This window comes from Lysobacter sp. Root604 (assembly GCF_001427505.1).
Lineage (GTDB): Bacteria > Pseudomonadota > Gammaproteobacteria > Xanthomonadales > Xanthomonadaceae > Lysobacter.
On record NZ_LMGS01000010.1, the window covers coordinates 176,534 to 203,211 of the forward strand.

Sequence of the window (26,678 nt, forward strand, 5' to 3'; positions counted from 1 at the left end):
CCGATCCTGGGCCGCGCCGGACCGCCGCTCACCCTGTAAGTGGTTGATTGCAAAGACCGCATGAACGGTCGGCAACCGCTGGTCGGTTCCATGTTGCAACGCAACAAAAGCCGGATTATGCTGCACCGCACAATCCGGGCATTCCCCCGGCCCGGACCACCCGAATCTCTAGGAGCACGCCATGTACCAGCAGTTCAACGAGCAGTTCGCCGCCGCGACGCGTCAGTTCGCTGACACGGCCGCTCAGGTCAACCGTCTGACCCTCGACAACGCCGAGGCCGTGTTCGGCCTGCAGCTGGCCGCGATCGAAGAGCGCGTCAACGCCACCTTCGCTTTCTTCGGCGAAGCCGCCGAAGCCCGCGACTTCGACAGCCTCAAGACCCTGTGGCCGAAGGCCGCGCAGGTCGCCCGCGAGAACGTCGAGCGCGCCGTCAGCACCGGCCAGGAAGTCTTCGGCCGCACCCTGAAGGCCAACGAAGCCATCGGCGAGCTGACCAAGTCGCAGATCGAGTCGGCCGCCAAGACCACCCAGGCCAACGTCGAGAAGGCCGCCAAGGCCGCGACCAAGGTCGCCGCCAAGTAAGTCGCAAGGTCTCTCTCCTCGTCGTACCCCCGACGGACACGAAACCCGGTAGCGCCAGCTACCGGGTTTTTTGTTGGGCGCGGTTTGGGGGTCGGGTTTGGCAGTAGCGATCCGAGGCATCGAAGACGCGACGCTACGGTTCGGCTTCGGCTCATCGCACGCGATGGCCGAGACCCACGGCGTCAGCGCTCCAGCAGCGCTCTTAAGCCACTGGATCCCCGCCTTCGCGGGGATGACCGCAAAGGGATAACGCGGCTGCCGTTGCCGTTGCATTCAAATCCAAAAGTCACGCACTCGCACGACCAGGCGTAGACCCGAAGGGCGGCGCGCAGGACGCGCGCCGTTTTTCGAATGGACAGGGATGTCCATTCGAAAAATCCCGGCGCAGGCACCGAACTCGCAAGGCTAGCAAGAGAAAGTGACCCGCATGCGCAGCAGGCGGAAGCCTTTGACCTTCGGTCAGAAAAGACGAAAGCGAAGCAACAGCAAATCCTCCCCAACCCTCCTTTTACAAAGGAGGGAGCTAGTGGCAAGAGCTCGCTGGCGTTCAGCCGTGCACGAACCTGCGGCTCGTAAACCGCATAGCTTCACCCTTTTTCAAAGGAGGAAGTCAAAGGCTAAAAAAGGAGGAGTTGAAGGCTAAATGCTTAAAGCGCGCCAAAGAAAAGCCCGCCTTTCGGCGGGCTTTTCAGTAACAGCGGATCCGGATCAGACCGCAGGCTTGGCCGCCGGCGGCTCGTCGTCATGACGCACGATCTTCGGCGCCTCGTCGAGCTTGTCGCCCAGCAGGCGACGCACCACCACGTAGAACACCGGGATCAGCAACACGCCCAGGAAGGTCGCGAAGACCATGCCGCCGATCACGCCCGTGCCGATCGCGTGCCGCGAGTTGGCGCCCGCGCCGGACGAAATGGCCAGCGGGATCACGCCCATGATGAAGGCGAACGAGGTCATCAGGATCGGACGGAAACGCAGCTTGCAGGCCTCGATGGTCGCCTCGCGCAGCGTCTTGCCCGCCTGGCGCTGCTCGATCGCGAACTCCACGATCAGGATCGCGTTCTTCGCCGCCAGGCCGATCACCGTGATCAGGCCGATCTTGAAGTAGATGTCGTTGGGCAGACCGCGCAGCAGCGAGAACACCACCGCGCCGAGCACGCCCAGCGGCACCACCAGCAGCACCGCCACCGGCACCGACCAACTCTCGTACAGGGCGGCCAAGCACAGGAACACCACCAGGATCGACAGCGCCATCAGCATCGGCGCCTGATTGCCCGACAGGATTTCCTGGTAGGACTGACCGGTCCAGTCGTAGCCGAAGCCTTCCGGCAGATCGTTGTCGACGATCGCCTGCATCGCGTTCATGGCCTCGCCCGAGCTATGCCCCGGCGCCTGCGAACCCACGATCTCGACCGCCGAATAACCGTTGTAGCGGGTCAGCGACGGCGAGGCCATGATCCACTTGCTGTGGACCACGTTGGTCAGCGGGATCATCGCGTTGGTGGTGCGGTCGGCCGCGCTGCCGTCGACGTTGGTCGCCGCCGACGGGTTGGGCGTGTAGAACCGGGCCAAGGCTTCCGGACCGGTGCGGTACTGCGCATCGGCCTGCATGGTCACGCGCTTGATGCGGCCGTTGTCGACGAAGTCGTTGACGTACACCGGCGCCAGCATCAGCTGGATCGAGCTGTAGATGTCGTTCACCGACAGGCCCATCGCCTGCGCCTGCACACGGTCGACGTCGAGCTTGAGCTGCGGCGAGTCTTCCTGCGTGTTCGGGCGCACGCCGACCAGCGCCTGGTTCTTGCCTGCGTTGCCGAGCAGGATGTTGCGGGCCTCGGTCAGCGCCTCGCGACCCTTGCCGCCGCGGTCCTGCAGGTACATGTCGAAGCCGCCGAACGAGCCCAGGCCGCTGACGGTGGGCAGGTTGATCACGAAGATCTGGGCGTCGCGGATGCCGCTCAGGGTGCCGTAGGTGGTCTGGATGAAGGTGCTTGCGTCGACCTTGCGCTCGTCCCAGGGCTTCAGGCGGATGAAGGCCATGCCCATGTTCTCGCCCTGGCCGACGAAGCTGAAGCCGGCCACTTCCATCATGCCGTCGTAGCCTTCCTGCTTCTCCAGGGCCTTGCGCATGTCGTCGAACACGGCCTGGGTGCGGCGCATGGTCGCGCCCGGCGGCAACTGCACCAACGCCAGCGCGTAGCCCTGGTCTTCTTCCGGCAGGAAGCTGCCCGGCAACTTGGTGAACAGGAAGCCGCACAGCACCGCCAGCGCCACGAACACCGCCATCCAGCGCGGCGCGTGCTTGACCGCGCTGCCGATGTGGCCGACGTAGGTGTTGGCGACCTTGTTGTAGACCGTGTTGAAGCCGCGGAAGACGAAGTTCGACTTGTGGTGCTCGGTGGGCTTGAGCATGGTCGCGCACAGCGCCGGGGTGAAGCCCAGGGCGAGGAACGCGGAGAAGCCCATCGCCATGGCGATGGTGATGGCGAACTGCTTGTAGATCTCGCCGGCCGAACCGCCCTGGAAGGCGCTGGGGATGAACACCGCCGCCAGCACCACCGTGATCGCGATGACCGCGCCGCTGATCTGGCTCATCGCCTTGATCGTGGCCTGGCGGGCGTTGAGGCCCTCCTCGGTCATGATGCGTTCGACGTTCTCGATCACCACGATCGCGTCGTCGACCACGATGCCGATCGCCAGCACCATGCCGAACAGGCTGAGCTGGTTGATGGTGAACCCGAGGATGTACATGCCCAGGAAGGTGCCCATCAAGGCGATCGGGATCACCAGGGTCGGGATCAGGGTGGCGCGCAGGTTCTGCAGGAAGATCAGCATCACCAGGAACACCAGCGCGATCGCCTCGAGCAGGGTCTTGACGACCTCCTCCACCGAGATCCGCACGAAGGTCGAGGTGTCGTAGGGCGAGAACCACTTCACGCCCTGCGGGAAGCTGGTCTGCAGCTCGTCCATGCGCTTGCGCACCGCCTCGGCCACGCCCAGGGCGTTGGCGCCGGGGCTGAGCAGCACGGCGAAGGCGCCGGTCGGGGCGCCGTTCCAGCGCGCCTCGAAGCCGTAGGACTGCGCACCGATCTTGATCCGGGCGACGTCCTTCAGGCGCACCGTGGTGCCGTCGGCGTTGGCGCGCAGGATGATGTTGCCGAACTCCTCGGGCGTGCTGAAACGGCCCTCGGCCGAGACCGTGGCGGTATAGGCCTGTTCCTTCGGCGAGGGCTCGGCGCCGATCGAACCGGCGGCGAACTGCACGTTCTGGCCGCGCACCGAGTTCAGCACCTGGGTGGCCGAGAGGCCGTAACCCTGCAGCTGTTCGGGGTTGAGCCAGATGTTCATGGCGTATTCGCTGCCGAACTGCTGGGTGCTGCCCACGCCGGGCACGCGCGCGATCTGGTCGAGCACGCGCGAACCGATCATGTCGCTGAGCGCGTTGGTGTCCACGCCCGGATTTTCCGAGCGCAGCGCGACCACCATCAGGAAGTTCGAATTCGACTTGGCCACCACCACGCCCTGCCGGGTCACTTCCTCCGGCAGTCGCGGCGTCGCCAGTGCGACCTTGTTCTGGACCTGGACTTGGGCGATGTCGGGATCGGTGCCCGGCGCGAAGGTCAGGGTGATCGAGGAGCCGCCCGAGGCGCTGGACGAGGAACTGAAGTAGTCGAGGTTGTCGATACCGGTCAGCTGCTGCTCGATCACCTGAGTGACCGCGCCCTCGGCGGTTTCGGCGCTGGCGCCGGGGTAGCTGGCCGAGATCCCCACCTGAGGCGGGGCGATGTTGGGATAGGACTCGACGCCGAGATTGAAGATCGCGAGCACGCCGCCCAGCGTGATCAGGATCGCGATGACCCAGGCGAAGACCGGGTGATTGATGAAGAATCTGGACATGGCGTTCGCTCAGTCCTTATTTGGCGGCCGGCGCGGCGGCATCGGGCTTGCCCTTGGCGCCCTCGGGCTGCCACGGCGTGGCCTTGGCCGCCTCGCCCGGAACGGCGCGCTGGATGCCGGAAACCACGACCTGATCGCCCGCGGCCACGCCGCTGCTGATCACCCAATTGCCGCCCTGGCTGCGGTCGGCGGTCACGCCCTTCCGCGCGACCTTGCCGTCCGCGCCCACCACCAGCAGATAGGGACCGCCGGCGTCGCGCTGCAGCGCGGCCTGCGGCACCAGGAAGGCGTTGGCCTGATTGCCCAGAGTGGCCTTCAGGGTCACGTAAGTGCCGGGCAGCAGGGTCTTGTCCGGGTTCGGGATGCGCGCGCGCAGCGCGATCGCGCCAGTGGCCGGATCGACCACGTCGCCGGAGAAATCCATCACGCCCGGGCGCTGATAGACCGTGCCGTCGGGCAGCACCACCTGGACCTGGGTTTCGCCCTGGGCCTGACCGGCCTGGGCGCGGCGGATCTGTTCCAGCTCGGACACGCTGAGCGAGAAGTTCACGTACAGCTGGTCGATCTGATCGACCGTGGTCAGCAGGGTCGCGGTGCCCTGGCCGACCAACGCGCCCTCGGTGACCTGCTGCTTGCCGGCGCGGCCGTTGATCGGCGAGCGCACGGTCGCGTAACCCAGGTTGATGCGCGCGTTGGCCAGCGCGGCCTCGGCCTGCTTCACCGCGGCCGAACCGCTGCGTTCGGCGGCGAGCGCGTTGTCGAGGTCGGAGCGGGAGATGAATTTCTCCGGCGCCAGGCGGCGCGCGCGATCGGCCGCGGCGCGCGCGTTGGCGTAGTTGGCTTCGGCCGAGGCCAGCGAGGCCTGGGCCTGGCCGACTTCGGCCTGCATCTGCGAGGGATCGATCTGGAACAGCACCTGGCCTTCGCTGACGTCGCTGCCTTCGGCGTACACGCGGCGCTGCAATACGCCCGGTACGCGCGCACGCACATCGGCGCTGCGGTAAGCGGCCAGGCGGCCGACCAGATCCTTCTGCAGCGGCACGTTCGCCGGCTGCGCCTTGATCACGCCCAGTTCCGGCGGCGGCGGCGCACCGCCGGCTTGTTCGTCGCCACCACCTCCGCAAGCGGAGAGTGCGAGGGCCAACGCGAAGGCCAGGGCCGCGGAGCGCGGGATCATGATCATGGGAAAGACTCCGGTTCCATCGTTGTCTAGAGCGCGATCGCTCGGTGGTTGCCGCTAATTCCTATACTGAAAAGTCTAGCATTCTGCTACTTGGCCCCACCCCCCATAAGTCACGGGGCCAGCGCCGTCATGCCACCTCGAGCAAGTGCGAAAAACGGCTGGCGTCGGGTTCGGGGGCGTACGGCAGGCGGCCCCAGCACGGTGCGGGCAGGCGCTCACGCAGTAAACGGAAATTGTCATCGCGTCGGTCCATATGAGGGTCCATCTCATTGCCGATCCAGCCGACCAGGCGCAGGCCGTCGGCCTCGATCGCACGCGCAGTCAGGCGCGCATGGTTGATGCAGCCTAGCCGCATTCCGACCACCAACACCACCGCCGCGTCCAGTTCGCGCGCCAGCTCGGCCTGGTCCAGGCTCGCCGACAGCGGCGCCGCCCAGCCGCCGACGCCTTCGACCACCACCACCTCGGCCTGCGCGGCCAGGCGCGCGTGCGCGGCCAGCAGCGTCGGCAGCGCGATCTCGACGCCGTCGTCGGCCGCGGCCAGCTCCGGCGCCAGCGGTGCGCGCAAGGCATAGGGATTGATGTCCGCATAGGCGGGCGTGGGCGCGCTGGCCGCCTGCAACAGCAGCGCGTCTTCGTTGCGCAAACCCTCCGGCGTGAGCTCGCAACCGCTCGCGACCGGCTTCATGCCGACCGCGCGCAGCCCGCGCGCGCGCAGTGCATGCAGCAGCGTGGCGCTGGCGACCGACTTGCCGATGCCGGTGTCGGTGCCGGTGACGAAATAACTGCGTGCGCTCAAGCGGCGGCTTCCTTCGATTGATGGGCCAACCATCGGCGATTGCGACGCACGGCGTAGGCCGGCATGACCGCGCCCAAGGCCGCGTACACCCATACCGGCAGCGCCGCGATCAGGCCCGGCGCGTTCTCGCCGGGCCAGGCCAGCGCCAGGCCGCTCAGCGCTAGGCTCAGCACGGCGGTGCCGGTGAGGATCCAGTGCAGGCCGATCTCGGTGCCGGTCTCGTAGCGCTCGGCCGCGGTCAAACCCAGTTTGTCGGCGCGTCGCAAGGCGTGCCGGTTGAGCTCGCACACGATCCACGACAACAGGCCGAAGCCCACCGCGTAAACCATGAAGGCGGTCTGCAGGTCGGCGTTCCAATGCGCCGGGTCGATGCCCAACTCGCTCTTGACCCAGCCGCCGGTGAACATCGACATCGCGCTGGAGACCACCATGCGCAGCGGGTAGACGTAGATCATCACCACCAGCACCAGGGCCAGGCTGAGCACGTTGGAGCGCCCATCGTCGAGTCCGTAGCGTCGGCTCCAACGATTGTGCGCGCCCCAGAACAAGGCGAGCAGCACGAAGCAGAACACGAAGGTCGGCACCCGCCGCAGCGCTTCGCGCAGTTCGGCGACGGTGTCGGGCAGTTCGTTGAACAGGATCACCAGCATCGTCAGCGAGAACGCGAACGCGGCGTCGACGAAGCTTTCCAGCCGCGTCACCTGATGGCCGCGTTCGCGGAAGGCGGGCATGGTCGAGCCAGACTCGGTCATCGGCATCCTCGGCAGCGGGCTTGGGGGGGCGGTATCCGGCCATGGTAATGCCCGGGCGTGCCGCTGCTACACTCGCGGTATGTTCGCCGCCAACCCCCTGTCCGGCAGCAAGCCGGAACAATACGACCTGCTCCTGGCCCAGGCACGCGCCCTGATCGAGGGCGAGCGCGACCGTGTCGCCAACGCCGCCAACCTGTCGGCGCTGGTCTATCACGCCCTGCCGGACCTCAACTGGGTCGGCTTCTACTTCTACGACGGCCGCGAGCTGGTGGTCGGGCCGTTCCAGGGCCTGCCGGCCTGCATCCGCATCCCGCTCGACAAGGGCGTGTGCGGCGCGGCGGCCTCCAGCGGCCAGACCCAGCGCATCGCCGACGTGCACCGCTTCCCGGGCCACATCGCCTGCGATTCGGCGTCGAACTCCGAACTGGTGGTGCCTTTGTCCTTGAACGGCGAACTGATCGGCGTGTTCGATCTCGATAGCCCCAAGCTCGACCGCTTCGACGCCGACGACCAGCGCGGCCTGGAAGCGATCGCCCAGGCCTTCGTGGAGTCGCTGCGATGACCGCGGCCAAGCTGCGCAACATCGGCCCCAAGAGCGCGGCCTGGCTGCGCCAGGTCGGCCTGCGCTCGCACGAGGACATCGCCGCGATCGGCACGGTCGAGGCTTTCATGCGGGTCAAGCGCGCGGGCTTCAAACCGACGCTCAACTTGCTGTACGCGATCGAGGGCGCCCTGCTGGACTGCCATTGGCAGGAGATCCCCGACCAGCGCCGCAACGAACTGATCGCCGCCGCCGAGGCCGCCACCGCCCTGCTGCCCGCGCCGCGCAACCGCCCGGCCGCCGGCCCGGTGCGCACCACCGTGCTGACCGAGGACACCGTGGCGATGCCGCCGTCCTACGACGACGGCTTCGACGACGAGCCTGCGGGCGAAGGCCGCGACGAGGCGGAAGAGCGGGAGTAAGGCAGTCCTGCGTTCCGCTTTGCGGCGCGGATTAGCGGCGCTTGGTTACGCCCCCGACCTGGCTTTCCCTGCTCCCAACAGTGGGAGGCGGTGCCCCGTTCGGCAGGCTCAGGACGGGCTGCGGACCGGATGAAGAGCCGGGATGAAGTTGGAGCTGCGCGCTCTGCGCCGGGCCCTCACCCCAACCCCTCTCCCGCGAGCGGGAGAGGGGCTCACAGCGCTAGTTCTTGATCTCCCCCTTTCCGCTTGCGGGAGASGTTCTTGATCTKCCCTTCTCCCGCTTGCGGGAGAAGGTGCCCGCAGGGCGGATGAGGGCGCGCGGCGRGGTTCAAGCAACGCACTCGCGCCGGGCCCTCACCCCAACCCCTCTCCCGCRAGCGGGAGAGGGGCTCGCAACGCTAGCTTTTGATCTTCCCCTGCCTGCTTGCGGGAGAGGTTCTTGATCTTTCTCCCGCTTGCGGGAGAAGGTGCCCGCAGGGCGGATGAGGGCACGTGGCGGGGTTCAAGCAACGCATCCGCATCGTCCCTCACCCCAACCCCTCTCCCGCGAGCGGGAGAGGGGCTCACAGCGCTGGTTCTTGATCTCCCCCTTTCCGCTTGCGGGAGAGGTTCTTGATCTKCCCTTCTCCCGCTTGCGGGAGAGGTTCTTGATCTTCCCTTCTCCCGCTTGCGGGAGAAGGTGCCCGCAGGGCGGATGAGGGGCTAATGGCCACGCCCCCCGCTCCTTTTGGCCCCTGCGCCCCCGATCGCGTAGACTGCGCGCGCTTCGAGGTGACCCCCGGCATCCGCCGTCAGGGTTGAAACGGGAAGCCGGTGACGCCCCAGCGCTGCGACAGCGCGATCGGGCCAGCCCGGCACTGCCCCCGCAACGGTAAGCGAGTCGACCGCGGCAACCGCCACTGTGCTCAGCACGGGAAGGCGCCGCGCACGGGACCCCGGTCCCGGCTCGCGAGTCCGGAGACCGGCCCCGACGCGCGACTGGTTGCGATGCGGAGGGCGTCGCGGCGGCGACCGTCGGCGCGTTCAGCGCCCGCATTCGCGGCCCCTCTCTCCTCGCGACTCCCTCGATCGACGGCGCGGCTCCACCGCCGCGCCCCTGGAGTTTGCTCATGCGTGTTCCCAAGCTGTCCCTGGCCATCGCCGCCGCCCTCGCCCTGCCCGCTCTCGCGCAGGCGCAGCCGAACGACGACGCCACCGATCTGGACGATGTCGTCGTCACCGCCACCCGCACCGCGATCAGCGCCAACGACGCGCTGTCGCCGGTCGAAGTGATCACCCACGACGACATCGCGCGCAGCCAGGCGCGCTCGCTGCCCGACCTGCTGCGCGGCCGCGCCGGCCTCTCGGTCGGCAACCAGGGCGGCCTGGGCAAGCTGACCACGCTGTCGCTGCGCGGCAGCGAGACCGACCACGTGCTGGTCCTGGTCGACGGCATCCGCATCGGCTCGGCGACCTCCGGCCTGGCTTCGTTCCAGGACCTGCCGGTCGCCCTGATCGACCGCATCGAAATCGTGCGCGGCCCGCGCTCCAGCCTGTACGGCGCCGACGCGATCGGCGGCGTGATCCAGATCTTCACCCGCCGCGACCGCGACGCCGTCGCCCCGCGCGCCAGCGTCACCGTCGGCAGCCACGGCGGCCGCGAAGCCAGCGCCGGCATCGGCGGCCGCGTCGGCCGCGGCTGGTTCGGCGCCGACGCCGCCTACCAGCGCACCGACGGCATCAATGCCTGCGACGGCTCCAGCACCCTGTTCGCCGGCTGCTTCACCGAAGAGCCCGACCGCGACGGCTACCGCAACCGCTCGCTGTCGCTGCGCGGTGGCTTCGATGCCACCGACACCCTGAGCTTCGAAGGCCATGTGCTGCGCGCCGAAGGCGAGAACGAGTACGACGGCAGCTTCGTCAACTACTCCGAGATCGTGCAGCAGGTGGTCGGCGCCAAGGGCACCTGGCGTCCTTCCGAAAACCTGCGCCTGCAGGTCAGCGCCGGCCGCAATCGCGACGAGTCCGACAACTTCCTCGGCAACGTGCCCAACGGTTACTTCGCCACCAACCGCGACAGCTTCACCGTGCAGACCGACTACGGCGTCGGCGAAGGCCAGCTGCTGAGCGTGGGCTTCGACTGGCTGCGCGACCACGCCGACAGCGACACCGCCTACGACAAGAACGAGCGCGATAACCGCGCCGGCTTCGTCCAGTACCAGGGCCGCTTCGGCGCGCAGTCGATCGAGGCCAGCCTGCGCCGCGACGACAACGACCAGTTCGGCGGCCACACCACCGGCAGCATCGCCTGGGGCCTGGGCTTCGCCGAACACTGGCGTCTGACCGCGGGCTACGGCACCGCCTTCAAAGCCCCGACCTTCAACGAGCTCTACTACCCGTTCTTCGGCAACCCGGCGCTGCGCCCGGAAGAGTCCAAGACCTGGGAGCTTGGCCTGGCCTACCGCAGCGAGCGCTTCAACGCGCGCATCGACGGTTTCAGCACCCAGGTCGACGACCTGATCGCCTACGACGCCGCGATCTTCCTGCCCAACAACATCGAGCGCGCGCGTGTGCGCGGCGCCGAGATCGGCATCGACACCACCGTCGCCGATTGGGCCGTGGCCGCCAGCGCCAGCTTCCTCGACAGCGAGAACCGGGTCGGCTTCTACGCCGGCAACGATCTGCCGCGTCGCGCCAAGCGCAGCGCGCGCGTCGACATCGACCGCGCCTTCGGCGACTTCCGCTTCGGCGTGACCGCGGTCGGTTCCAGCGCGCGTTACGACGACGTCGCCAACAGCCGCCGCGTCGGCGGCTACGGCACCCTGGACCTGCGCGCCGAATACGCGCTCACCGCGGCCTGGTCGCTGCAGGCGCGCGTGGCCAATGTCTTCGACCGCGACTACGAGACCATCTCGTTCTACAACCAGCCCGGTCGCGAATGGTTCCTGACCTTGCGTTACGCACCGGCCCGCTGAGCCGGACGCGCGTTCAAGCTCTCGAAAGCCCGGCTCCGCCGGGCTTTCTTTTGCGGCGAGCCGGGCGGTGGGCGGGCTCGCGTCTGCCGCGGCGCTGCGAGGCCACGGACCGTCCGACCCGGCGCGCCGTACCGTGCCCAAACCCTCACAGATCCACCAATTCAGTGACATTACTGAGCGCTCCGATCCGGCGTGGATCGGGCGCGCCCCCTGCGAAGGTCCAATCGGATCTCCGGTCGGAGGGCGTACGATAGCCGCAGCGGACCGGCGCCACGCCACGCATCGGCGCACCCCAGCTCCGCCCACTCACCGCAGCGGCAGACAGCCTCATGAGCGACGTCAGCGCACGCGCCCTGGACTTGTTCGACGACTATATCGAGATGCCTCCGGCGCAGCGCGAACGCGCGCTCGCGGAGCTGTCCACGCGCGACCCCGAGCTGTATCGCGCGCTGCAGGCCCTGCTGGATTCCGATGCGAATGCCGACAGCAGCCTGCTGGACCGTTCGCCGGCGGCGCTGGTGGAGCAGCGGCGCGCCCGCGAAAGTCGCGATCAAGCCGATGCCGGACCCGATCCTCGCCTCGGCACTCGCCTGGGGCCCTGGCGCATCGAGCGCCTGATCGCGCGCGGCGGCATGGGCAGCGTGTACGAAGCTCAGCGCGACGACGGCCAATATCGGCAGCGGGTCGCGCTCAAATGCATCCTCGCCGAGCTGGCGACGCCGGCGCTGATCGCGGCCTTCCGCGACGAACGCAATGTGCTGGCGCGCCTCGACCACCCGGGCATCGCCGCGCTGATCGACGCCGGCGTGGACGACACCGGTCATCCCTGGTTCGCGATGCGTTACGTCGAAGGCATCGCCATCGACACCTGGTGCGACCGCCATCGCGCTAGCGTGCGGCAGCGCGTCGACCTGTTGATCCAGGCCTGCGAAGCGCTGGGCTATGCCCATGCCCAGGGCGTACTGCACCGCGACATCAAGCCATCCAATCTGCTGGTCGGCGTCGACGGGCGCGTGCAGCTGGTCGACTTCGGCATCGCCTCCACCTTCGTCGCGCTTGCCGGCGCCGACCGCGAGCAGCTCGCGCTGTCGCGCGAATACGCCGCCCCCGAGGCGCGCGACCGCGGCGCCACCGCCCCGGCCACCGACCTGTACGCATTGGGCGTGCTGAGCTACCGCTTGCTGTGCGGGCAATGGCCGACACCGCTGCACGCGCTGCGCGATCTGATGGACGATGCCGGTCCCGGCGAGGCGCTGCCGATGGATCGACTGCTCGATGACGCCGCGCCCGCCGTCGCCGAGCAACGCGGCGTCGCGAACCTGACCGCGCTCAAGCGCCTGCTCGCGGGCGACCTGTCGGCGCTGGTGCGCAAGGCCGTGGCCCTGCGCCCGCAGGACCGCTACGCCAGCATCAACGAATACGCCGAGGACCTGCGGCGTTGGCGCGAGCACCGGCCCTTGGCGATACGCGGCGACGATCTGCTGTACCGGGCCCGTAAGTTCGCGCGCCGCCACCGTCTGGCCGTCGGCGTTGCCGCCGCCGTGGCGGTCGCAGGCGCGGTGGGCGCCGGCCTGGCCCTGCGCCAACACCGCATCGCGGTACGCGAAACCCAGGCCACCGCCGCCGTGAGTCGCCTGTTCGCGTCCACCCTGGGCATGGCCACGCTGTCGGGGCTGGGCAGTGCGCCGTTCTCGTCGAAGGCGCTGCTGGACAAGACCGAGCGCGAGCTGCATGGGCTGTCTTTGGACGAACATCCGCTGCTGCACGCGCGCAGCCTCGCGACCTTGGCGCGCAGCTACGCCGTGCTCGGCGACTATCGCCACGCCCAGCGCCTGGCCGACCAGGCCCAGGTGGCGCTGGGCGACGCGCGCGACGACGAGGGCTCCATCGCGGCCACGCGGCTGGCGATGCTCAACAGCCGTGGCCGCTACGCCGAGGCCGAGAAATTGGCCCGCGCCCAATTGGAGAGGATCGGCGACAGCGACGATGCGCACGCACAGTCGATGCGGCTGAGCTTCGGCGCCGAGCTGGCGAAGGCGCAATGGGGACAGGCGGACACCCTCGGCGCGGTCCGGACCATGGACGAGCTGGTGGACCAGGCGCAAAGACTATCTCGCGACCATGAAGAAGTCCGCGCAGAGCTTCTGCTTGTGCGTGCGAACTTTCTGCACCGCATGCTGCGTTTCGAAGACGCCGAGGCAGACGCCATCAAAGCCGAGGCGCTGGCGCGGCCGCGCAATCCGATACTCGCCGACGATGCGCTGGATCTGCTGGTAACCATTCTCGGCCGCCGAGGCAAGCCCGATGTACTGAAGCGAGCGCAAGAATTGGCCGCGAACCGTCGCCGCAACCTGGGCCCGAGTCATCCCAAGACGGCGGAGGCCGTGCTCGGCTTGGCCTGGGCGCAATACCCTCACCAGGTGCAGGAAGATATCGAGGGTGCGTTGACGCAACTGGAAGCAAGCCACGGGCGAGATAGTCCGACCTTCGCCATGGCTTTGGGTGGTATATCTTGGGCGATCGCACGCGACGATAAAGACAACGTGCGCCTGCTGCGCGAAGCACTAAGCACTCTGCAACGCACCGCGGGCCCGCAGGCCGAGCAGACTATCGCGCTCAAAGGAAACCTTGGCGCGGCCCTGATCAGTCTGTCCGGCGTCCAGCGCACTCCGCGTGACGTCGCCGAAGGTATCGAGCTTTTGCGACAGACCATTGAGGAGAAGCGTCGGTCGGGCATTGCCGCGCCGTACGAGCGGAGCCTGCTGGTTTCCACCATTCTGGCCGACGGCGACATTTCGCGCCTGGCCGAGGCCCAGCGTCAGGTCGACGAAAGCCTGCGCGAGGCTGAGCGCTACTACGGCGGGCCTCACGATCTCCTATTGCAGGACTTGAGCCAACTGGGGGACCAACTGCTATACGTGCGCGGAGAGCGCGAGCAAGCGGATCGTCGTTTCGCGCAGCGCATCGAAGACAACCGCGCCTTCCTGGACAGGAAACTCCTCGAACGCACCAGTGAGGATTACTTGCGCGCCCACTTTCTTAATCGAGCCTTGGTCTTTCGGGCGCTACACGCGCATGAAACCTGCCGAAGAATAGATGCCGCGGCACATTTGGATCGTGCCTTGCGTTTTGACGAGCGCGTACTGGATCGCGACGATCCCATCACACTGACGGTTCGCGGTTACCGCGATAGCCTGCGAGACCAGGGGTTGATGCTGGATACGACGAACGCTTTGTGGCTATCGAAGTCGGAGACCGAAGCCGTGAATCGGCGTGCGCGTGCCTGCAACAAGGGGTAAAGCGATGATCTCGCACCCAGTGGCTGCCGGCATATTCGCCGCTCGAGCTGGTCGGTGATCGCGAACCAACGCAGCCATTTCCGGTTGGAAACCGCGTCACGTTGCGTTCCCATGCTCGCTCGAATTTAACCGATATTGACGGCGGGCCGATCGGCCAAGATGATCCGCTTAACTCTCACGCAGATCGCGCATGAGCAAGACCGGATTGGCCCTGGCCGCACTCTATCTCGCCCTCATCACGATCTGCCTCGGCTTCGCTTTCGGCGGCAACGGCGATCCCAAGGGCCGGTTCGTATTCCTGCAGTTGCCCATTGCGCCGCAGTTGGCGCTGTTGCAGGCGCTCGGCCTGTCCGCATTAGCGTACGGCCTGCGCGCGCGGACGCCGTCGCGATGAGCGGATCCGACCTGGGGCCGGCCTTGCTGCTGCTGATCGTGCTGGGCCTGGTCGCGTGGCAGGCGCGCGCGCTGCTGCTGGCGAAGGCCTCGGCCGGCTGGCCGCGTACGCGCGGCCGGGTGCTGAGCGCCTATCTCGACGAAACCCAGCCGGACGAGGATGGCGACGTCACCCATTCGGCGCATGTGCGCTACCGCTATCAGGTCGGCCGGCATCACTACACCTCGACCCGACTGAGCTATCGGCCCACGCGTTACCTGGGTTTTTCCGATGCCGCCGAACTGCTAGACGGCATCGTCCAGGGCCGCGAAGTCGAGGTCAGCTACGATCCGCAACGCCCGCAGCGCGCGGTGCTGGTGCCCGGCAGCTCCACCGCCAATCTGGTGCACCTGCTCCTGGCGGTGCTGCTGTCGCTGTGGCCGCTGTACTACCTGGTCACCTGATCGCCGCCTGCATCCCGCCTGCCCCCCGTCTCGGAGTCGATCGTGCTCGAATTCCTGTTCCAACTGATCGGCGAAGTGGTCCTGCAAGGGGTGCTGGAACTGCTGGTGGACCTGGGCCTGGAACCGTTCCGCCGGAAGCGCGAATCGCCGCCTTACAACCCCTGGTTCACCGCGATCGCTTACGCCTGCCTGGGCGCGCTGGCCGGTGGCGTCAGCCTGTGGCTGCTGCCGGAACTGCTGGTGCGGGACGAAAGCTGGCGAGTGGTCAACCTGATCGCGACGCCGATACTGGCCGGGTTCGCGATGGCCGCATTGGGCGTTTGGCGGGTCAAGCGCGGGCACGTGCAGGTGAGCATCGAGCGCTTCTCCTACGCCTACCTGTTCGCGCTGTGCCTGGCCTTGGTGCGGTTCCACTTCGCCGGCTAGGCCCGGCCCTCAAGCCGCGACGATCACCGCCCGCCGCAAATAGGCCTGGGCCGCCTCGCGGTCGCGCGCGACTTCCTCGCTCAGCCACTCGCGGAACCTGGCGATCTTGCCGCTGCGCTGGCGCGCGCTCGGGTAGGTGAGCCAGAACGCGCGTCCATCGCCGGCGACGAAATCGTGCGCGGGCGCCAGGCGGCCGGATTCGAGTTCGTTGCGGAACAGGATGGGCGAGCCGATCGCGATGCCGTGGCCGGCGACCGCGGCGGCGACGTCCAGGTGCTCCGCCGACAGATGGGTACCGAAGCCGCCCGGCGGCGCGGCGTCGGCGTGGCCCTGGGCGCGATACCACAGCGCCCACCAGTCCGGCCGTCCCAGCAAGGGCACGCTCAAGGGCCGTCGCGGATCGCCGAGTTCGGCCGCGGCCGCGCGCAGGGCTGGCGCGCACAAGGGCATGAAGATCGCCGGAAACAGTTCCATCGCCTGCATCCCGGGCCACACGCCGTGGCCGTTGCGGATGGCGAGATCGTAGCGGCCCACGCCCAGGTCCTGGGCCTCGACCGACAGATCCAGTTCCAATGCGATCTGCGGATGGCGGGCGCGGAAGCGCCCGAGCTTGGGCGTGAGCCAACTCGTGCCCAGCGTCGGCAAGGTGGTCAGCGACAAACGCGATTCGTCGATGTCGACCGCGCGCACGAAGCTCGCGCGCAATGCGGCAAAGGCGGCGATGGCCTCGCGCGCGACCAGCTCGCCCGACTCGGTCAGCTCGACCCGGTGCGGGTGGCGCCGGAACAGGGCCACGCCGATCTGCTCCTCGAGCCGGCGTACGTGGTAGCTGACCGAGGCCGCCGTGGTGTCCAGCTCCTGCGCGGCCTTGGCGAAACTGCCCAATCGGGCCGCCGATTCGAAGGCCCGGATCGCGGACAAGGAAGGGAATCGCGGCGACTGGACCATAAGTGTGACTTAGCCTGCGGCCCGGAATTCGTGTCGTCAACCGCGGCGGCGGCACGCATCCTGGGCGCCGCACCTCCGCCGCCGCCACAGGGACTGCGCATGACCTCCTTCCCCATCCAGCCCGAATCCGCATCGTCGCGGGTCGATGCGGACGCCACCGATTCGCCGGCCTCGCCGGGTCGGCGCGGCTTCGTGACCCGCACGGCCCTGGCCGGTGCCGCGGCCTTGGCCCTGCCCGCCTGGAGCTTCGCGAAAGCGCCCGCCACACCCGGCGCGCATGCGCGGGACTGGGCCTGGCTGCAGGGCAACTGGGACGTGCGCCATCGGCGTTTGAAGGAGCGCTTGGCGGGCAGCCAGGACTGGCAGGACTTCGCCGGCAAGAGTGCGTGCTGGGCGACCTTGGACGGCCTGGGCACCATCGACGACAACCTCGTCGAGCTGCCCGGCGATCCCTACCGCGGCCTCGGCATCCGCGCCTACGATCGCGACTCGGGCCGGTGGTCGATCTGGTGGCTGGACGCGCGCAACCCGACCCACATCGATCCGCCGGTGCGCGGCGGCTTCATGGGCGACGGCGGCGAGTTCGTCGGCCACGACACGCTGCGCGGCAAGCCGATCGTGATGCGCTTCCGCTGGCACGACATCCACGGCCGACAGCCGTGGTGGGAGCAGGCGTTCTCGCCCGACGGCGGCGCCAGTTGGGAAACGAACTGGCGCAACTATTTCACCCGCACCGCCGCGCGGCCCTCGCCGCTGGACAAGCTGGCCAACGCGCCGCGCGATTTCGATTTCCTGGTCGGCGATTGGCAAGTCAGCCACCGCCGCCTGCGCCAGCGCCTGGTCGGCAGCCAGGACTGGGACGAGTTCGGCGGCACCCTGCGCAATTGGCCGGTGCTGGGCGGCTACGGCAACGTCGGCGACAACGTCTTCGAGTTCCCGACCGGCACGGTGCGCGGCGTCGGCCTGCGTTCCTACGATGCGAAAAACAAGCAATGGCTGAGCTGGTGGCTGGACGGCCGCACACCGACCGCGATCGCGCCGCCCGTGCGCGGCGGCTTCGACGCGCAGGGCCTGGGCACTTTCATCGGCGACGACAGTCTCGACGGCAAGCCGATCCGTACCCGGGTGCTGTGGTCGCGCATCACCGCGCGCTCTGCGCGCTGGGAGCAGGCATGCTCCAACGACGGTGGCGCCAATTGGGAAACCAATTGGATCAGCGATTTCGTGCGCAAGGCCTAGGGGTGCGATCGATGGGCTTGGACATCGCCGCGAAACACCTGCTTCGCCCGGCCGCGATCTGCTGGCTGATGCTGGCGGCCGGCGCAAGCGATGCGAGTTCGCCTGCCGTGGCGGGCGAAGCATCGAAGCCCTCGATCGAGATCCTCGATACGCCGGCCGTGTTCGCGCCCGGCATCGCCTCCACGCGCTACGCGGAGATCCGCCTCACCCTCAGCCCCGACGGCCGCACCGCGCTGTGGTTCAGCCGCGACCGGCCCGGCGGCGCGGGCGGTTACGACATCTGGATCTCGCGCCGCGGCGAACAGGGCTGGAGCGAGGCGACGCCGGTGCCGTTCAACTCGCCGGGTCGCGATTTCGATCCCGCGTTCTCCGCCGACGGCCGCAGCGTCTATTTCTGTTCGGACCGCCCCGGCGGCCTGGGCGCGGACGATTTGTGGCGGGTCGCGGTCGTCGCCACCGGCTTCGGCGAGCCCGAGCCTCTGGGCGCGGCGGTGAACAGCCCGGGCAAGGAGTACGCACCCATGCTCTCGGCCGACGGCCGGCGCCTGCTGTTTGCCAGCGACCGCCCCGGCGGCGCCGGCGGACTCGACCTCTACGTCGCGCGGCGGCGCGGCGACGGCTTCGACGACGCACAACGCCTGAGCGGAGGCATCAACACCTCGGCCCACGATTTCGACGCCAGCTATCTCGCCGACGATGCCAGCATCGTCTACTCGCGCGCGCAGGACTTCCGCACCGATCGGGTCGACCTCTATCTGGCGAGGCCCCACGGCAAGGGCTACGATGCGGGCCAGTTGCTGCCGCTGAGCGTGAACAGCCGCGAGACCGATAGCTACGGCCCGATGCTGGACTGGTCGCAGCGCGATCGTCTGCTCTACTCGGCCCAACGCGACGGCGAGCAGAGCATGGAGCTGTATCTGGTTCGTTATCGGCTGCCTGCATGGGACGCCGATACGGCGCGCAAACGCGCGGCGGGCGACGAGCCAGTGCCGTAGCTCGAACGCAACGGCTGCCGTCGCCGCGCACACAGGAGTTTTCGCCAGGATGGACACCGTCATCTGCGTCTTGCTCTGGATCGGCGCGATCGGCTGCGGCCTGCTCGGCGGCCTGTTCTTCGCCTTCTCGGTGTTCATCATGAGCGCGCTGGGCAGCATCGCCCCCGACGCCGGCATCGCCGCGATGAACGCGATCAACCGCGTCATCCTGCGTTCGCTGTTCATGCCGGTGTTCTGGCTCACCACGTTCGCCGGCCTGGCGCTGGCTGGCATCGGGATCGTGCATGCGAGCGCGCCCGGCGCCTTGGCCATGCTCGTCGGCGGCGTCGTCCACGTGCTGGGCATGTTCGTATGCACGGTCGCGTTCAACGTGCCGCTCAACAACGCCCTAGCCGCGGTCGACCAGGGCGGCGAAGCCGCGCTGCCGGTCTGGCAGCGTTACCTGCGCGATTGGACGCGCGGGAATCACGTGCGCGCGCTGGCGTGCATGCTCGCCAGCGCGCTATTCGTGCTGGCCTTGCTGCAACGCGCCGCGCCGGGCTAGCGGGGCGACGAGTCGGCTTGGCGGGCCGGAGGGCCGCATCGCATACTCCCCTCGTCGCTAAGGAGCCTCGATGCGCATCCGCATAAGCTGGCGTTGGTTCGCCTGGGGCCTGCTGGCCTTGCTGGCGCTGGTCGTCAGCGGTGTGCTGCTGGCCGACCGTCTGACCCCGCCCGCGACGGGCGCGCCCAGCGCCCACCTGCCCTTGCGCGCGGCGCAGACCACGATCGACCGCGAACTCGCGCCGCGCTTGGCCGCGCATCCGGGCAAGACCGGCGTGCTGATGATCCCGGGCGGCCTGGAGGCTTTCGCCGCGCGCGCGACCAGCGCGCGCGCCAGCGGCCGCAGCCTGGATCTGCAGTACTACATGTGGCACGACGACCTGGTCGGCGGCTTGCTGGGCCGCGAACTCTACGCGGCGGCCGAGCGCGGCGTGCGCGTGCGTTTGCTGCTGGACGACATCAACGCCAAGGGCCTGGACCCGGCGCTGATGGTGCTGGACGCGCACCCAAATATCGAGATTCGCCTCTACAACCCCTTCCGCAACCGCGAGGGATTGTGGCGTTTGCTGGAAATGGTGCAGCGCGTTTTCAGCATCAATCACCGCATGCACAACAAGGCCTGGATCGCCGACGGCCGGGTCGCCGTGGTCGGCGGCCGCAACGTCGGCGACGAGTACTTCGACGCCCACCAGGAAGTGAATTTCCGCGACCTCGACCTGCTGCTGGCGGGCCCGGCGGTCGCCGACGCCAGCGCCATCTTCGATCGCTACTGGAACAGCCCCGCGGTAGTGCCGCTCGCCGCACTCAGCGACAAGAAGCCGGCTGAGCTGAAGGCTTACATCGCCCAGATCGACGACGATGCCAAGGGCGATGAAGCCAAGCGTTATCTGCAACGCGTCTCCGACTCGCTGGACCAAAACCTGCCCTGGGACACCGGCATGCACTGGAGCGAAGGCGTGCGGGTAGTGTCGGATCCCGCACAGAAGCGCGGCGACGGCGGCGACGACTGGCTGGTGACCCAACTGATCGCCAAGCTCGCCACCACCCAGCACGAAGCCTTGCTGATCTCGCCCTACTTCGTGCCCGGCGAGGAAGGCAGCGACGGCCTGGTCGGCCTGGTGCGCAAGGGCGCCCAGGTCGGCGTGGTGACCAACTCCCTGGCCGCGAACGATGTCCCGGCCGTGCACAGCGGCTACGCGCGCTACCGCGAGCGCCTGCTCGCGGGCGGCGTGCGCCTGTACGAGATCCGCCGCAGCGGCCCCAGCGCCGCCGCCGGCCTGTTCGGCAGCAGCGGCGCCAGCCTGCATACCAAGGCCTTCGTGGTCGACGGCGCGCGCGGCTTCGTCGGCTCGTTCAACCTCGACCCGCGTTCGGCCGAGCTCAACACCGAGATGGGTGTGCTGTTCGAGGACGCGACGCTGGCCGCGTCCTTGCGCCGCGAGTACGAACGCCTGGCCGCGCCGGCGCTGAGCTATCGGGTGACCCTGGACGACGGCCGCCTGTGCTGGCTGGACGAGACCAGCCGCCCGCCGCGCTTGCTCGACCGCGAGCCGGACGCCGGCCTCATGCGCCGCGCCACCGCGCGCGTACTGGGCTGGCTGCCGATCGAATCGCAGTTGTAGGCGGCGAGGTGCTCGCGCTTGGCCGCCCCCGCTCGAATCGGCACCGGCGCCGCGCATTAAAGAGTTGCCTTTCGGCCGGTCCTACCCGGAAATAGGGAGCCGGACACAGCTGGCCCCGGTCGCAGGAGAGCCGCATGGATTCAACCCATTTGTTCGAGCTGGTGATCGTGATGTTCCTGGCGATCATCGCGCTGCACTACGTGGCCGATAGGCTGGGCCTGCCGCCGTCGGTGGGTCTGCTCGCCGGCGGCGCGGCGCTGGCCTTCCTGCCCGGTCTGCCCGCCATCAGCGTCGATCCCGAACTGGTGCTGGTCATTTTCCTGCCGCCGCTGCTGATGGACGGCGCCTGGTCCATCGCCCTGACCCGGCTGCGCCGCCATCTGATCGGCATCGGCTCGATGGCGGTGGGCGCGGTGCTGTTCACCTGCGTGGTCGTGGCCGTGGTGACTCATTGGCTGATTCCGTCGCTGCCCTGGGCCGCCTGCGCGGCGCTGGGGGCGATCGTGTCGCCGCCCGACGCCGTGTCCGCGCGCTCGGTGCTGCAACGGGTGAAGCTGCCGCGCCGCCTGCAGATCCTGCTGGAGGGCGAAAGCCTGCTCAACGACGCCAGCGGCCTGGTGCTGTTCCGCTTCGCGATCGCGGCCGGCGTCACCGGCGCCTTCAGTGCGAGCGAGGCGGTCGGCAGCTTCTTTCTGCTGGCGCTGGGAGGCGTGGCGGTCGGCATCCTGGTCGGCCTGCTCTGGGTCAAGCTGGTGCGCCGCCTGGGCGACGAATACCTGATCATCGCGACCACCGCGCTGCTGGGATGGATCGCCTACCTGCTCGGCGAAATGCTGCACGTGTCCGGCGTCATCGCCACGGTGACCGCGGGACTGATCGCGAGTTGGAACTCCAGCATCATCCTCTCGGCCTCGACGCGCATGCGCGGCACTTCGTTCTGGACCGTGCTGGTGTTCCTGATGGAGGCCTCGGTCTTCATCCTGATCGGGCTGTCGCTGCGCGGCGTGGTCGAACGCGGCGGCGGTTTCGGCGTGGTGGCCGCGACGATGGGATGGCACATCCTCGGGGTGATCGCCGCGCTCACCATCGCGCGCTTCGTCTGGGTGTTCGGCTCCGATCTGATCATCAAGCTCTGCAACGCGCTGGGACTCAAGCGTTACCAGCCCATCGGCGCTCGCGGCTCGACGGTACTGAGCTGGGCCGGCGTCCGCGGCGTGGTCACCCTGGCCCTGGCGCTGAGCGTGCCGGAAGGCTTCCCGGGCCGCGACTTCATCCTGGTCACATCGTTCGCCGTCATCCTGGGCACCGTCCTGTTGCAGGGCATGACCCTGGGCCGCGTGATCGCATGGGCGCGCCTGACCGAGCCGGAAACCGAGAAGCCGCGACTGACCATGAGCCAGGCCGAAGCCGCGATGGCGCAGGCGCAGTTCGCGACCGTGCGCGCCCTGGCCTACGACAGCGCCGGCGAACTCATCCACCCCAAGCTGCTGGCGCAATACGAACGCAAGTCGGTGGCGATCGTCGACTACGCCGCTCGCACCGAGCACTACACGCCGCTGCTGCACGCCCACTTCGACGTCGTCCTGGAAGCCGTGGCCAGCGGCCGCCGCGAACTGATCCGCCTGCACCGCGCCGGCGATATCGACGACGCGACCTTGCGCGAGCTGGAACGGGATCTGGATCTGGAAGAGCTGAGCGCGATTTCGGCCAAGGCGTAAGCGCGGTAGTCACGTCGGGGCAGGACGCGCCCGGCGTTTTTCCGTCGTCGACGGCAGCGGCGTCACCCCGAAGCCGGCGACCGCGCGCTTGTCGCGGTCGCTCGCTGGTGTCGGTTACAGCCGCGCGATGTGGAGCTGCCCGATCCGTGCGATTTCCGCGTCCTGCACCCCCGCTTCCGCCGCGAAGCCGGACCATTCGCGCACCGCCTCGCATACGCGGCTTATCGCTTTTTCCGCATTCGGGATCGAGAACCGGGCCGCCACGTTCAACAGATCCTCTTTGGTGATGGCGTCGAATTTGCCGTTGATGCTCATCAGGTGCTGCTGGGTCCACTCGCCGCTCGGGTTGTAGGCGAATGTCACATCGTAGGCCGGGGTCGGCTCCCAGGCCCCGCCTTCGCGCAGCATGAAGGCGTGATTCTTCGTGTGGTCGTCGTGGTTCTTCGCCACCACGTTGAACGTCATCCTGGCGAACAGCTGGGTCAGCGCCTCGGGGGCCAGCCCCAGTTGCGTGGCCACCATGAACAACTGCTCGTAAGCATGCGTGCCGCGCTGTTTGTAGTTGAGGTGTTGCAAGGCGCACAGCGTCTGCACGTGCACCTTGTCGTTGCCCTCGCGGTCGAAGCGCTTGGTCATGAAGTGCCGTCGGCCGTTCTCCTGCAGCAGGCGGCAGGGGCTCATGACGATGCCGGCGTGCGTCGCCATGAGGTAGTAGGCGTACTCGATTCGTCCGTAGTCCTGGCTGGATCCCAGCTCCAGATCCTTGCCGACCCCATCGAACTTCAGCAGCCAATGCTCCCAACCCGGATCCACGTCGAACTGGCCGCTGCGGATTTCGTTGGTTTGCGGATGCCAGGCGATCACCGCCTTGGCGCGCGCGCCGCCGGCCGAGGTGCCCACGCGGATGATGTTGGCAAGCGCCGCCTGCGCGGCTTCGTCGTCGCTGAGATCCGCATGGATGGCACGGCGCGCTTCTTCCACCAGACTCTTCATCGCCAGCGGTTTCTTGGACTCCCTGGCCGAACCGCGCGCCGGCCGGAACTCGATCGCGCCCATGCCGCGCTTGCCCATGTACGCAAGGCGATCCAGGGTGGTCACGTCCTGCTTGGCGACGCCGTGGCTGGCCATCCACGCGTCGATCAACTGGTTGCCGAAGTCGTCGGGCAGGGCATCGGCGAGCAGGCCCGGCAAGCCCTTGTAGGCCTCGCGATCCAGACTGGGGAATGTATGGATGCCGGGTCCAGGGGTGGGCATCGTCAGCGGCGCCAGCTGGATCCCGCGGCGCGCCCAGGCCGGGTCGTATTCGAAGGCGTAGGACGCATACGTCGGATCCGCCGCAACCGCGCCGACGCGCTTGCCCCATACGCGCACTTCGACGACGACCAGCGGTGCGGCGTTCATGAGCGCCGCCTCGGCGCTCGCTTGGGCTGGGCCTGGCGGGTGCGCAGCAAAGCCATGGGGCTGATCGTCGGTGCCGGCGCCAGCGCGTCCAGGGACGACAAGGCATCCAATGCCTTCAGAACGCTGACGTAGGTAATCAGCGACGAGCCTTTGCCACGCTCGAGGTCGCCCAGCGCCCGTGGCGATACGCCGGCCCGGCTGGCCAGCTCCGCCTGGGTGAGCGCTTTACCGATGCGCAGCCGGCTGATCCGCCCCCCGAGCGCTGAGAGGAGTTCTTGCGGCGTATTGAATGCGGCAGACATAACTAGCGCTTTCTCGCCAAATGGGTAGCTCGAAGCCTACCACAAGGCGGAAATCCGCTAGTTAAATACATATCAATCAAATAGCACTATTCCGCCGAATAAGGCGGAGATATCGCTAAATAGGCAGAAAAGCGCTAGTTAACTGGCTACGCCCTGAAGAGCGCCTAGCGCAGCCGCACGCTCATCCTCGCAAGCCTCATCTACCCGGACCGCCCCGACTGGCGCGGTCGCGGCTCATTCCACCGTCACCGACTTGGCCAGATTGCGCGGCTTGTCGACGTCGGTGCCGCGCGCCAGCGCGGCGTGGTAGGCCAGCAGCTGCACCGGAATCGCGTGCACCACCGGTGATAGCACGCCGACGTTGCGCGGGGCGCGGATCACGTGCACGCCCTCGGAGGGGCCGAACTGGCTGTCCTCGTCGGTGAATACGAACAGCTCGCCGCCGCGCGCGCGCACTTCCTGCATGTTCGACTTCACCTTCTCCAGCAGGCCGTCCTTGGGCGCGATCACCACCACCGGCATGGCCGCGTCGACCAGCGCCAGCGGGCCGTGCTTGAGCTCGCCGGCCGGGTAGGCTTCGGCGTGGATGTAGGAGATTTCCTTGAGCTTGAGCGCGCCTTCCAGCGCGATCGGGTAGTGCACGCCGCGCCCCAGGAACAGCGCGTGCTGCTTGGGCGCGAAGCGCTCGGCCCAAGCGGTGATCTGCGGTTCCAGATTCAGGGCGTGCTGCACGCTGCCGGGCAGGTAGCGCAGTGCGTCGATGAACTCGGCTTCCTGCGCGGCGTCCAGACGGCCCTGCAGCTTGGCCACGGTTGCGGTCAGGATGAACAGCGCCACCAACTGAGTGGTGAAGGCCTTGGTCGAGGCCACGCCGATCTCGGCGCCGGCGCGGGTGTAGTAGACCAGTTTGCTGGCGCGCGGAATCGCGCTCTCTGGCACGTTGCAGATCGACAACGTACGCTCGTGGCCCAGCGACTTGGCGTACTTCAGGGCCTCCATCGTGTCCAGGGTTTCGCCCGACTGCGAGATCGTCACGATCAACTGCTTCGGGTTGGCAACCGCCTTGCGGTAACGGTACTCGCTGGCGACCTCGACCTGACAGGGCAGGCCGGCGATGGCTTCGATCCAGTAACGCGCGGTCAGGCCGGCGTAATAGCTGGTGCCGCAGGCCAGGATCTGCACGCCTTCGATATCGCGCAACACGGCTTCGGCGTCGCGGCCGAACAGCGCCGGCAGGAACGCGCCGTCGTTCATGACCGCTTCGATGGTGTCGGCGATCGCACGCGGCTGCTCGTGGATCTCCTTCTGCATGAAGTGGCGGTAGGGGCCCAGTTCCAGCGAGGCCAGCGACACGTCCGACAGATGGACATCGCGCGCGGCCAGCTTGCCATGCTCGTCGTACACGTCGACGCCGTCGCGACGCACGTCGGCGGTATCGCCCTCTTCCAGGAAGATCACCTTGCGCGTGGCCTGGATGATCGCCGAAACGTCGCTGGCGACGAAGTTCTCGCCCTCGCCCAGGCCGACCAGCAGCGGACAGCCCATGCGCGCGGCGACCAGACGGCCGGGTTCGCGCTTGCTGACCACGGCGATCGCGTAGGCGCCGATCAGTTCGCGCACCGCGCTCTGTACCGCGAGCAGCAAATCCTTGCCCTGCGACTGATGGTGATGGATCAGATGGGCGATGACTTCGGTGTCGGTCTGCGACTCGAACGCGTAGCCGGCCGCGCGCAGGCGCTCGCGTTGCTCTTCGTGGTTTTCGATGATGCCGTTATGCACCACCGCCAGTTCGCCGAAGCTGATGTGCGGATGCGCATTGGCTTCGGTGACGCCGCCATGGGTGGCCCACCGGGTGTGGCCGATGCCGAGCGTGGCGTGGAAGCCCTCGGACTGTGCCGCGCCCTCCATTTCGGCGACGCGTCCGGTGCGGCGCACGCGGCGCACATCGGCGCCGTCGATCACCGCGATGCCGGCGGAATCGTAACCGCGGTACTCCAGCCGCTTAAGACCTTCGATCAGGACCGGTACCACATCGCGATCCGCGATCGCGCCGACGATTCCACACATGCTGCGAATGCTCCTGCTGGTGTCCGCCTAGTTTAACGGCGCGCGGCGGCACAACCGGCATGTCCGGTCTGTCCGGCGGACGCGGTGTCCGTCCGGACGGACACCCGGACACTGCGCGCCAGCCAATAAAATCAACAACTTGCGGTTGGCACG

General features: G+C 68.0%; 21 protein-coding genes and 1 riboswitch. Of the genes, 13 read left to right on the top strand and 8 right to left on the bottom strand.

The genetic code is table 11. The annotated features are described in order from the left end of the window. Nucleotides 1-181 precede the first annotated feature (181 nt). Nucleotides 182-583 (top strand): phasin family protein, encoded by a 402-nt coding sequence (locus ASD69_RS15915; protein ID WP_056180431.1) that lies wholly within the window; start codon nt 182-184, stop codon nt 581-583. Between the two features lie 708 nt (nt 584-1,291). Here the strand turns inward: ASD69_RS15915 and ASD69_RS15920 are convergent. The 4 genes from ASD69_RS15920 to ASD69_RS15935 form a co-directional block, all read right to left on the bottom strand. Next, on the bottom strand, nt 1,292-4,477 hold the full coding sequence (locus ASD69_RS15920) for a multidrug efflux RND transporter permease subunit (protein WP_056180434.1): 3,186 nt from the start codon (nt 4,475-4,477) through the stop codon (nt 1,292-1,294). A 16-nt stretch (nt 4,478-4,493) separates the two neighbouring features. Then, nucleotides 4,494-5,660, bottom strand: coding sequence for an efflux RND transporter periplasmic adaptor subunit (locus ASD69_RS15925; RefSeq protein ID WP_082576558.1), 1,167 nt, complete (start codon nt 5,658-5,660; stop codon nt 4,494-4,496). Between the two features lie 127 nt (nt 5,661-5,787). Then, nucleotides 5,788-6,459: a dethiobiotin synthase gene (bioD, locus tag ASD69_RS15930; protein WP_157489462.1), complete on the bottom strand. Its 672-nt coding sequence runs from the start codon at nt 6,457-6,459 to the stop codon at nt 5,788-5,790. Further along, nucleotides 6,456-7,211 carry a TMEM175 family protein gene (locus tag ASD69_RS15935; RefSeq protein WP_162250666.1) on the bottom strand — a complete coding sequence of 252 codons (756 nt, stop codon included), beginning with the start codon at nt 7,209-7,211 and terminating at the stop codon, nt 6,456-6,458. Before ASD69_RS15935 ends, bioD begins: the two co-directional genes overlap by 4 nt. Before the next feature lie 79 nt (nt 7,212-7,290). Between ASD69_RS15935 and ASD69_RS15940 the strand changes: the two genes are divergently transcribed. From ASD69_RS15940 to ASD69_RS15970, 7 genes are all read left to right on the top strand, one after another. Next, nucleotides 7,291-7,773, top strand: a complete 483-nt coding sequence (locus tag ASD69_RS15940; protein ID WP_056180443.1) for a GAF domain-containing protein — start codon at nt 7,291-7,293, stop codon at nt 7,771-7,773. Further along, entirely contained in the window at nt 7,770-8,174 is a 405-nt protein-coding gene (locus tag ASD69_RS22985; RefSeq protein ID WP_056180446.1) for a TfoX/Sxy family protein, read from the top strand. The genes ASD69_RS15940 and ASD69_RS22985 overlap by 4 nt, the downstream gene beginning before the upstream one ends. Before the next feature lie 752 nt (nt 8,175-8,926). Then, nucleotides 8,927-9,159: riboswitch (cobalamin riboswitch) on the top strand. 124 nt (nt 9,160-9,283) lie between these two features. Further along, nucleotides 9,284-11,128 (top strand): TonB-dependent vitamin B12 receptor, encoded by a 1,845-nt coding sequence (gene btuB, locus ASD69_RS15950; protein WP_056180449.1) that lies wholly within the window; start codon nt 9,284-9,286, stop codon nt 11,126-11,128. 329 nt (nt 11,129-11,457) lie between these two features. Next, nucleotides 11,458-14,427 carry a serine/threonine-protein kinase gene (locus tag ASD69_RS15955; RefSeq protein WP_056180452.1) on the top strand — a complete coding sequence of 990 codons (2,970 nt, stop codon included), beginning with the start codon at nt 11,458-11,460 and terminating at the stop codon, nt 14,425-14,427. Between the two features lie 190 nt (nt 14,428-14,617). Then, a complete protein-coding gene (locus ASD69_RS15960) occupies nt 14,618-14,821 on the top strand; it encodes a hypothetical protein (RefSeq protein ID WP_056180456.1) in 204 nt (67 codons plus the stop codon). After that, nucleotides 14,818-15,264, top strand: a complete 447-nt coding sequence (locus tag ASD69_RS15965) for a DUF3592 domain-containing protein (protein ID WP_056180458.1) — start codon at nt 14,818-14,820, stop codon at nt 15,262-15,264. Before ASD69_RS15960 ends, ASD69_RS15965 begins: the two co-directional genes overlap by 4 nt. Before the next feature lie 42 nt (nt 15,265-15,306). Further along, on the top strand, nt 15,307-15,690 hold the full coding sequence (locus ASD69_RS15970) for a hypothetical protein (RefSeq protein ID WP_056180461.1): 384 nt from the start codon (nt 15,307-15,309) through the stop codon (nt 15,688-15,690). Nucleotides 15,691-15,699: 9 nt separating this feature from the next. Here the strand turns inward: ASD69_RS15970 and ASD69_RS15975 are convergent, their stop codons facing one another. Next, nucleotides 15,700-16,638 (bottom strand): LysR substrate-binding domain-containing protein, encoded by a 939-nt coding sequence (locus ASD69_RS15975; protein ID WP_056180464.1) that lies wholly within the window; start codon nt 16,636-16,638, stop codon nt 15,700-15,702. Nucleotides 16,639-16,737: 99 nt separating this feature from the next. Here ASD69_RS15975 and ASD69_RS15980 point away from each other — a divergent pair, with 99 nt between their 5' ends. The 5 genes from ASD69_RS15980 (at nt 16,738) to ASD69_RS16000 (ending at nt 22,755) form a co-directional block, all read left to right on the top strand. Beyond that, entirely contained in the window at nt 16,738-17,877 is a 1,140-nt protein-coding gene (locus tag ASD69_RS15980; RefSeq protein WP_235567246.1) for a hypothetical protein, read from the top strand. Between the two features lie 11 nt (nt 17,878-17,888). Next, nucleotides 17,889-18,872: a PD40 domain-containing protein gene (locus ASD69_RS15985; RefSeq protein WP_056180467.1), complete on the top strand. Its 984-nt coding sequence runs from the start codon at nt 17,889-17,891 to the stop codon at nt 18,870-18,872. A 49-nt stretch (nt 18,873-18,921) separates the two neighbouring features. Continuing rightward, the gene (locus ASD69_RS15990) at nt 18,922-19,416 is read left to right on the top strand and encodes an anthrone oxygenase family protein (protein WP_056180469.1); all 495 of its coding nucleotides are present in this window, start codon (nt 18,922-18,924) and stop codon (nt 19,414-19,416) included. A gap of 70 nt (nt 19,417-19,486) precedes the next feature. Continuing rightward, the gene (locus ASD69_RS15995) at nt 19,487-21,037 is read left to right on the top strand and encodes a phospholipase D family protein (protein WP_056180471.1); all 1,551 of its coding nucleotides are present in this window, start codon (nt 19,487-19,489) and stop codon (nt 21,035-21,037) included. Between the two features lie 134 nt (nt 21,038-21,171). Next, entirely contained in the window at nt 21,172-22,755 is a 1,584-nt protein-coding gene (locus ASD69_RS16000) for a Na+/H+ antiporter (protein WP_056180473.1), read from the top strand. Between the two features lie 114 nt (nt 22,756-22,869). Here ASD69_RS16000 and ASD69_RS16005 read toward each other — a convergent pair whose 3' ends face one another. The 3 genes from ASD69_RS16005 to glmS form a co-directional block, all read right to left on the bottom strand. After that, nucleotides 22,870-24,156 (bottom strand): type II toxin-antitoxin system HipA family toxin, encoded by a 1,287-nt coding sequence (locus ASD69_RS16005; protein ID WP_056180476.1) that lies wholly within the window; start codon nt 24,154-24,156, stop codon nt 22,870-22,872. Then, nucleotides 24,153-24,458 carry a helix-turn-helix transcriptional regulator gene (locus tag ASD69_RS16010; RefSeq protein WP_056180478.1) on the bottom strand — a complete coding sequence of 102 codons (306 nt, stop codon included), beginning with the start codon at nt 24,456-24,458 and terminating at the stop codon, nt 24,153-24,155. Before ASD69_RS16010 ends, ASD69_RS16005 begins: the two co-directional genes overlap by 4 nt. Nucleotides 24,459-24,692: 234 nt before the next feature. After that, nucleotides 24,693-26,525, bottom strand: coding sequence for a glutamine--fructose-6-phosphate transaminase (isomerizing) (gene glmS, locus ASD69_RS16015; RefSeq protein WP_056180480.1), 1,833 nt, complete (start codon nt 26,523-26,525; stop codon nt 24,693-24,695). Between the last annotated feature and the right edge of the window lie 153 nt (nt 26,526-26,678).

Coding starts and splice junctions, on each gene's coding strand:
- ASD69_RS16010 (WP_056180478.1), bottom strand. CDS start 24,458: ATGTCTGCCGCATTCAATACGCCGCAAGAACTCCTCTCAGCGCTCGGG.
- ASD69_RS15965 (WP_056180458.1), top strand. CDS start 14,818: ATGAGCGGATCCGACCTGGGGCCGGCCTTGCTGCTGCTGATCGTGCTG.
- ASD69_RS15940 (WP_056180443.1), top strand. CDS start 7,291: ATGTTCGCCGCCAACCCCCTGTCCGGCAGCAAGCCGGAACAATACGAC.
- ASD69_RS15995 (WP_056180471.1), top strand. CDS start 19,487: ATGCGCATCCGCATAAGCTGGCGTTGGTTCGCCTGGGGCCTGCTGGCC.
- ASD69_RS15990 (WP_056180469.1), top strand. CDS start 18,922: ATGGACACCGTCATCTGCGTCTTGCTCTGGATCGGCGCGATCGGCTGC.
- btuB (WP_056180449.1), top strand. CDS start 9,284: ATGCGTGTTCCCAAGCTGTCCCTGGCCATCGCCGCCGCCCTCGCCCTG.
- ASD69_RS22985 (WP_056180446.1), top strand. CDS start 7,770: ATGACCGCGGCCAAGCTGCGCAACATCGGCCCCAAGAGCGCGGCCTGG.
- ASD69_RS15935 (WP_162250666.1), bottom strand. CDS start 7,211: ATGACCGAGTCTGGCTCGACCATGCCCGCCTTCCGCGAACGCGGCCAT.
- ASD69_RS15920 (WP_056180434.1), bottom strand. CDS start 4,477: ATGTCCAGATTCTTCATCAATCACCCGGTCTTCGCCTGGGTCATCGCG.
- ASD69_RS15960 (WP_056180456.1), top strand. CDS start 14,618: ATGAGCAAGACCGGATTGGCCCTGGCCGCACTCTATCTCGCCCTCATC.
- ASD69_RS15975 (WP_056180464.1), bottom strand. CDS start 16,638: ATGGTCCAGTCGCCGCGATTCCCTTCCTTGTCCGCGATCCGGGCCTTC.
- ASD69_RS15980 (WP_235567246.1), top strand. CDS start 16,738: ATGACCTCCTTCCCCATCCAGCCCGAATCCGCATCGTCGCGGGTCGAT.
- ASD69_RS15925 (WP_082576558.1), bottom strand. CDS start 5,660: ATGATCATGATCCCGCGCTCCGCGGCCCTGGCCTTCGCGTTGGCCCTC.
- ASD69_RS16000 (WP_056180473.1), top strand. CDS start 21,172: ATGGATTCAACCCATTTGTTCGAGCTGGTGATCGTGATGTTCCTGGCG.
- ASD69_RS15985 (WP_056180467.1), top strand. CDS start 17,889: ATGGGCTTGGACATCGCCGCGAAACACCTGCTTCGCCCGGCCGCGATC.
- ASD69_RS15955 (WP_056180452.1), top strand. CDS start 11,458: ATGAGCGACGTCAGCGCACGCGCCCTGGACTTGTTCGACGACTATATC.
- glmS (WP_056180480.1), bottom strand. CDS start 26,525: ATGTGTGGAATCGTCGGCGCGATCGCGGATCGCGATGTGGTACCGGTC.
- ASD69_RS16005 (WP_056180476.1), bottom strand. CDS start 24,156: ATGAACGCCGCACCGCTGGTCGTCGTCGAAGTGCGCGTATGGGGCAAG.
- ASD69_RS15915 (WP_056180431.1), top strand. CDS start 182: ATGTACCAGCAGTTCAACGAGCAGTTCGCCGCCGCGACGCGTCAGTTC.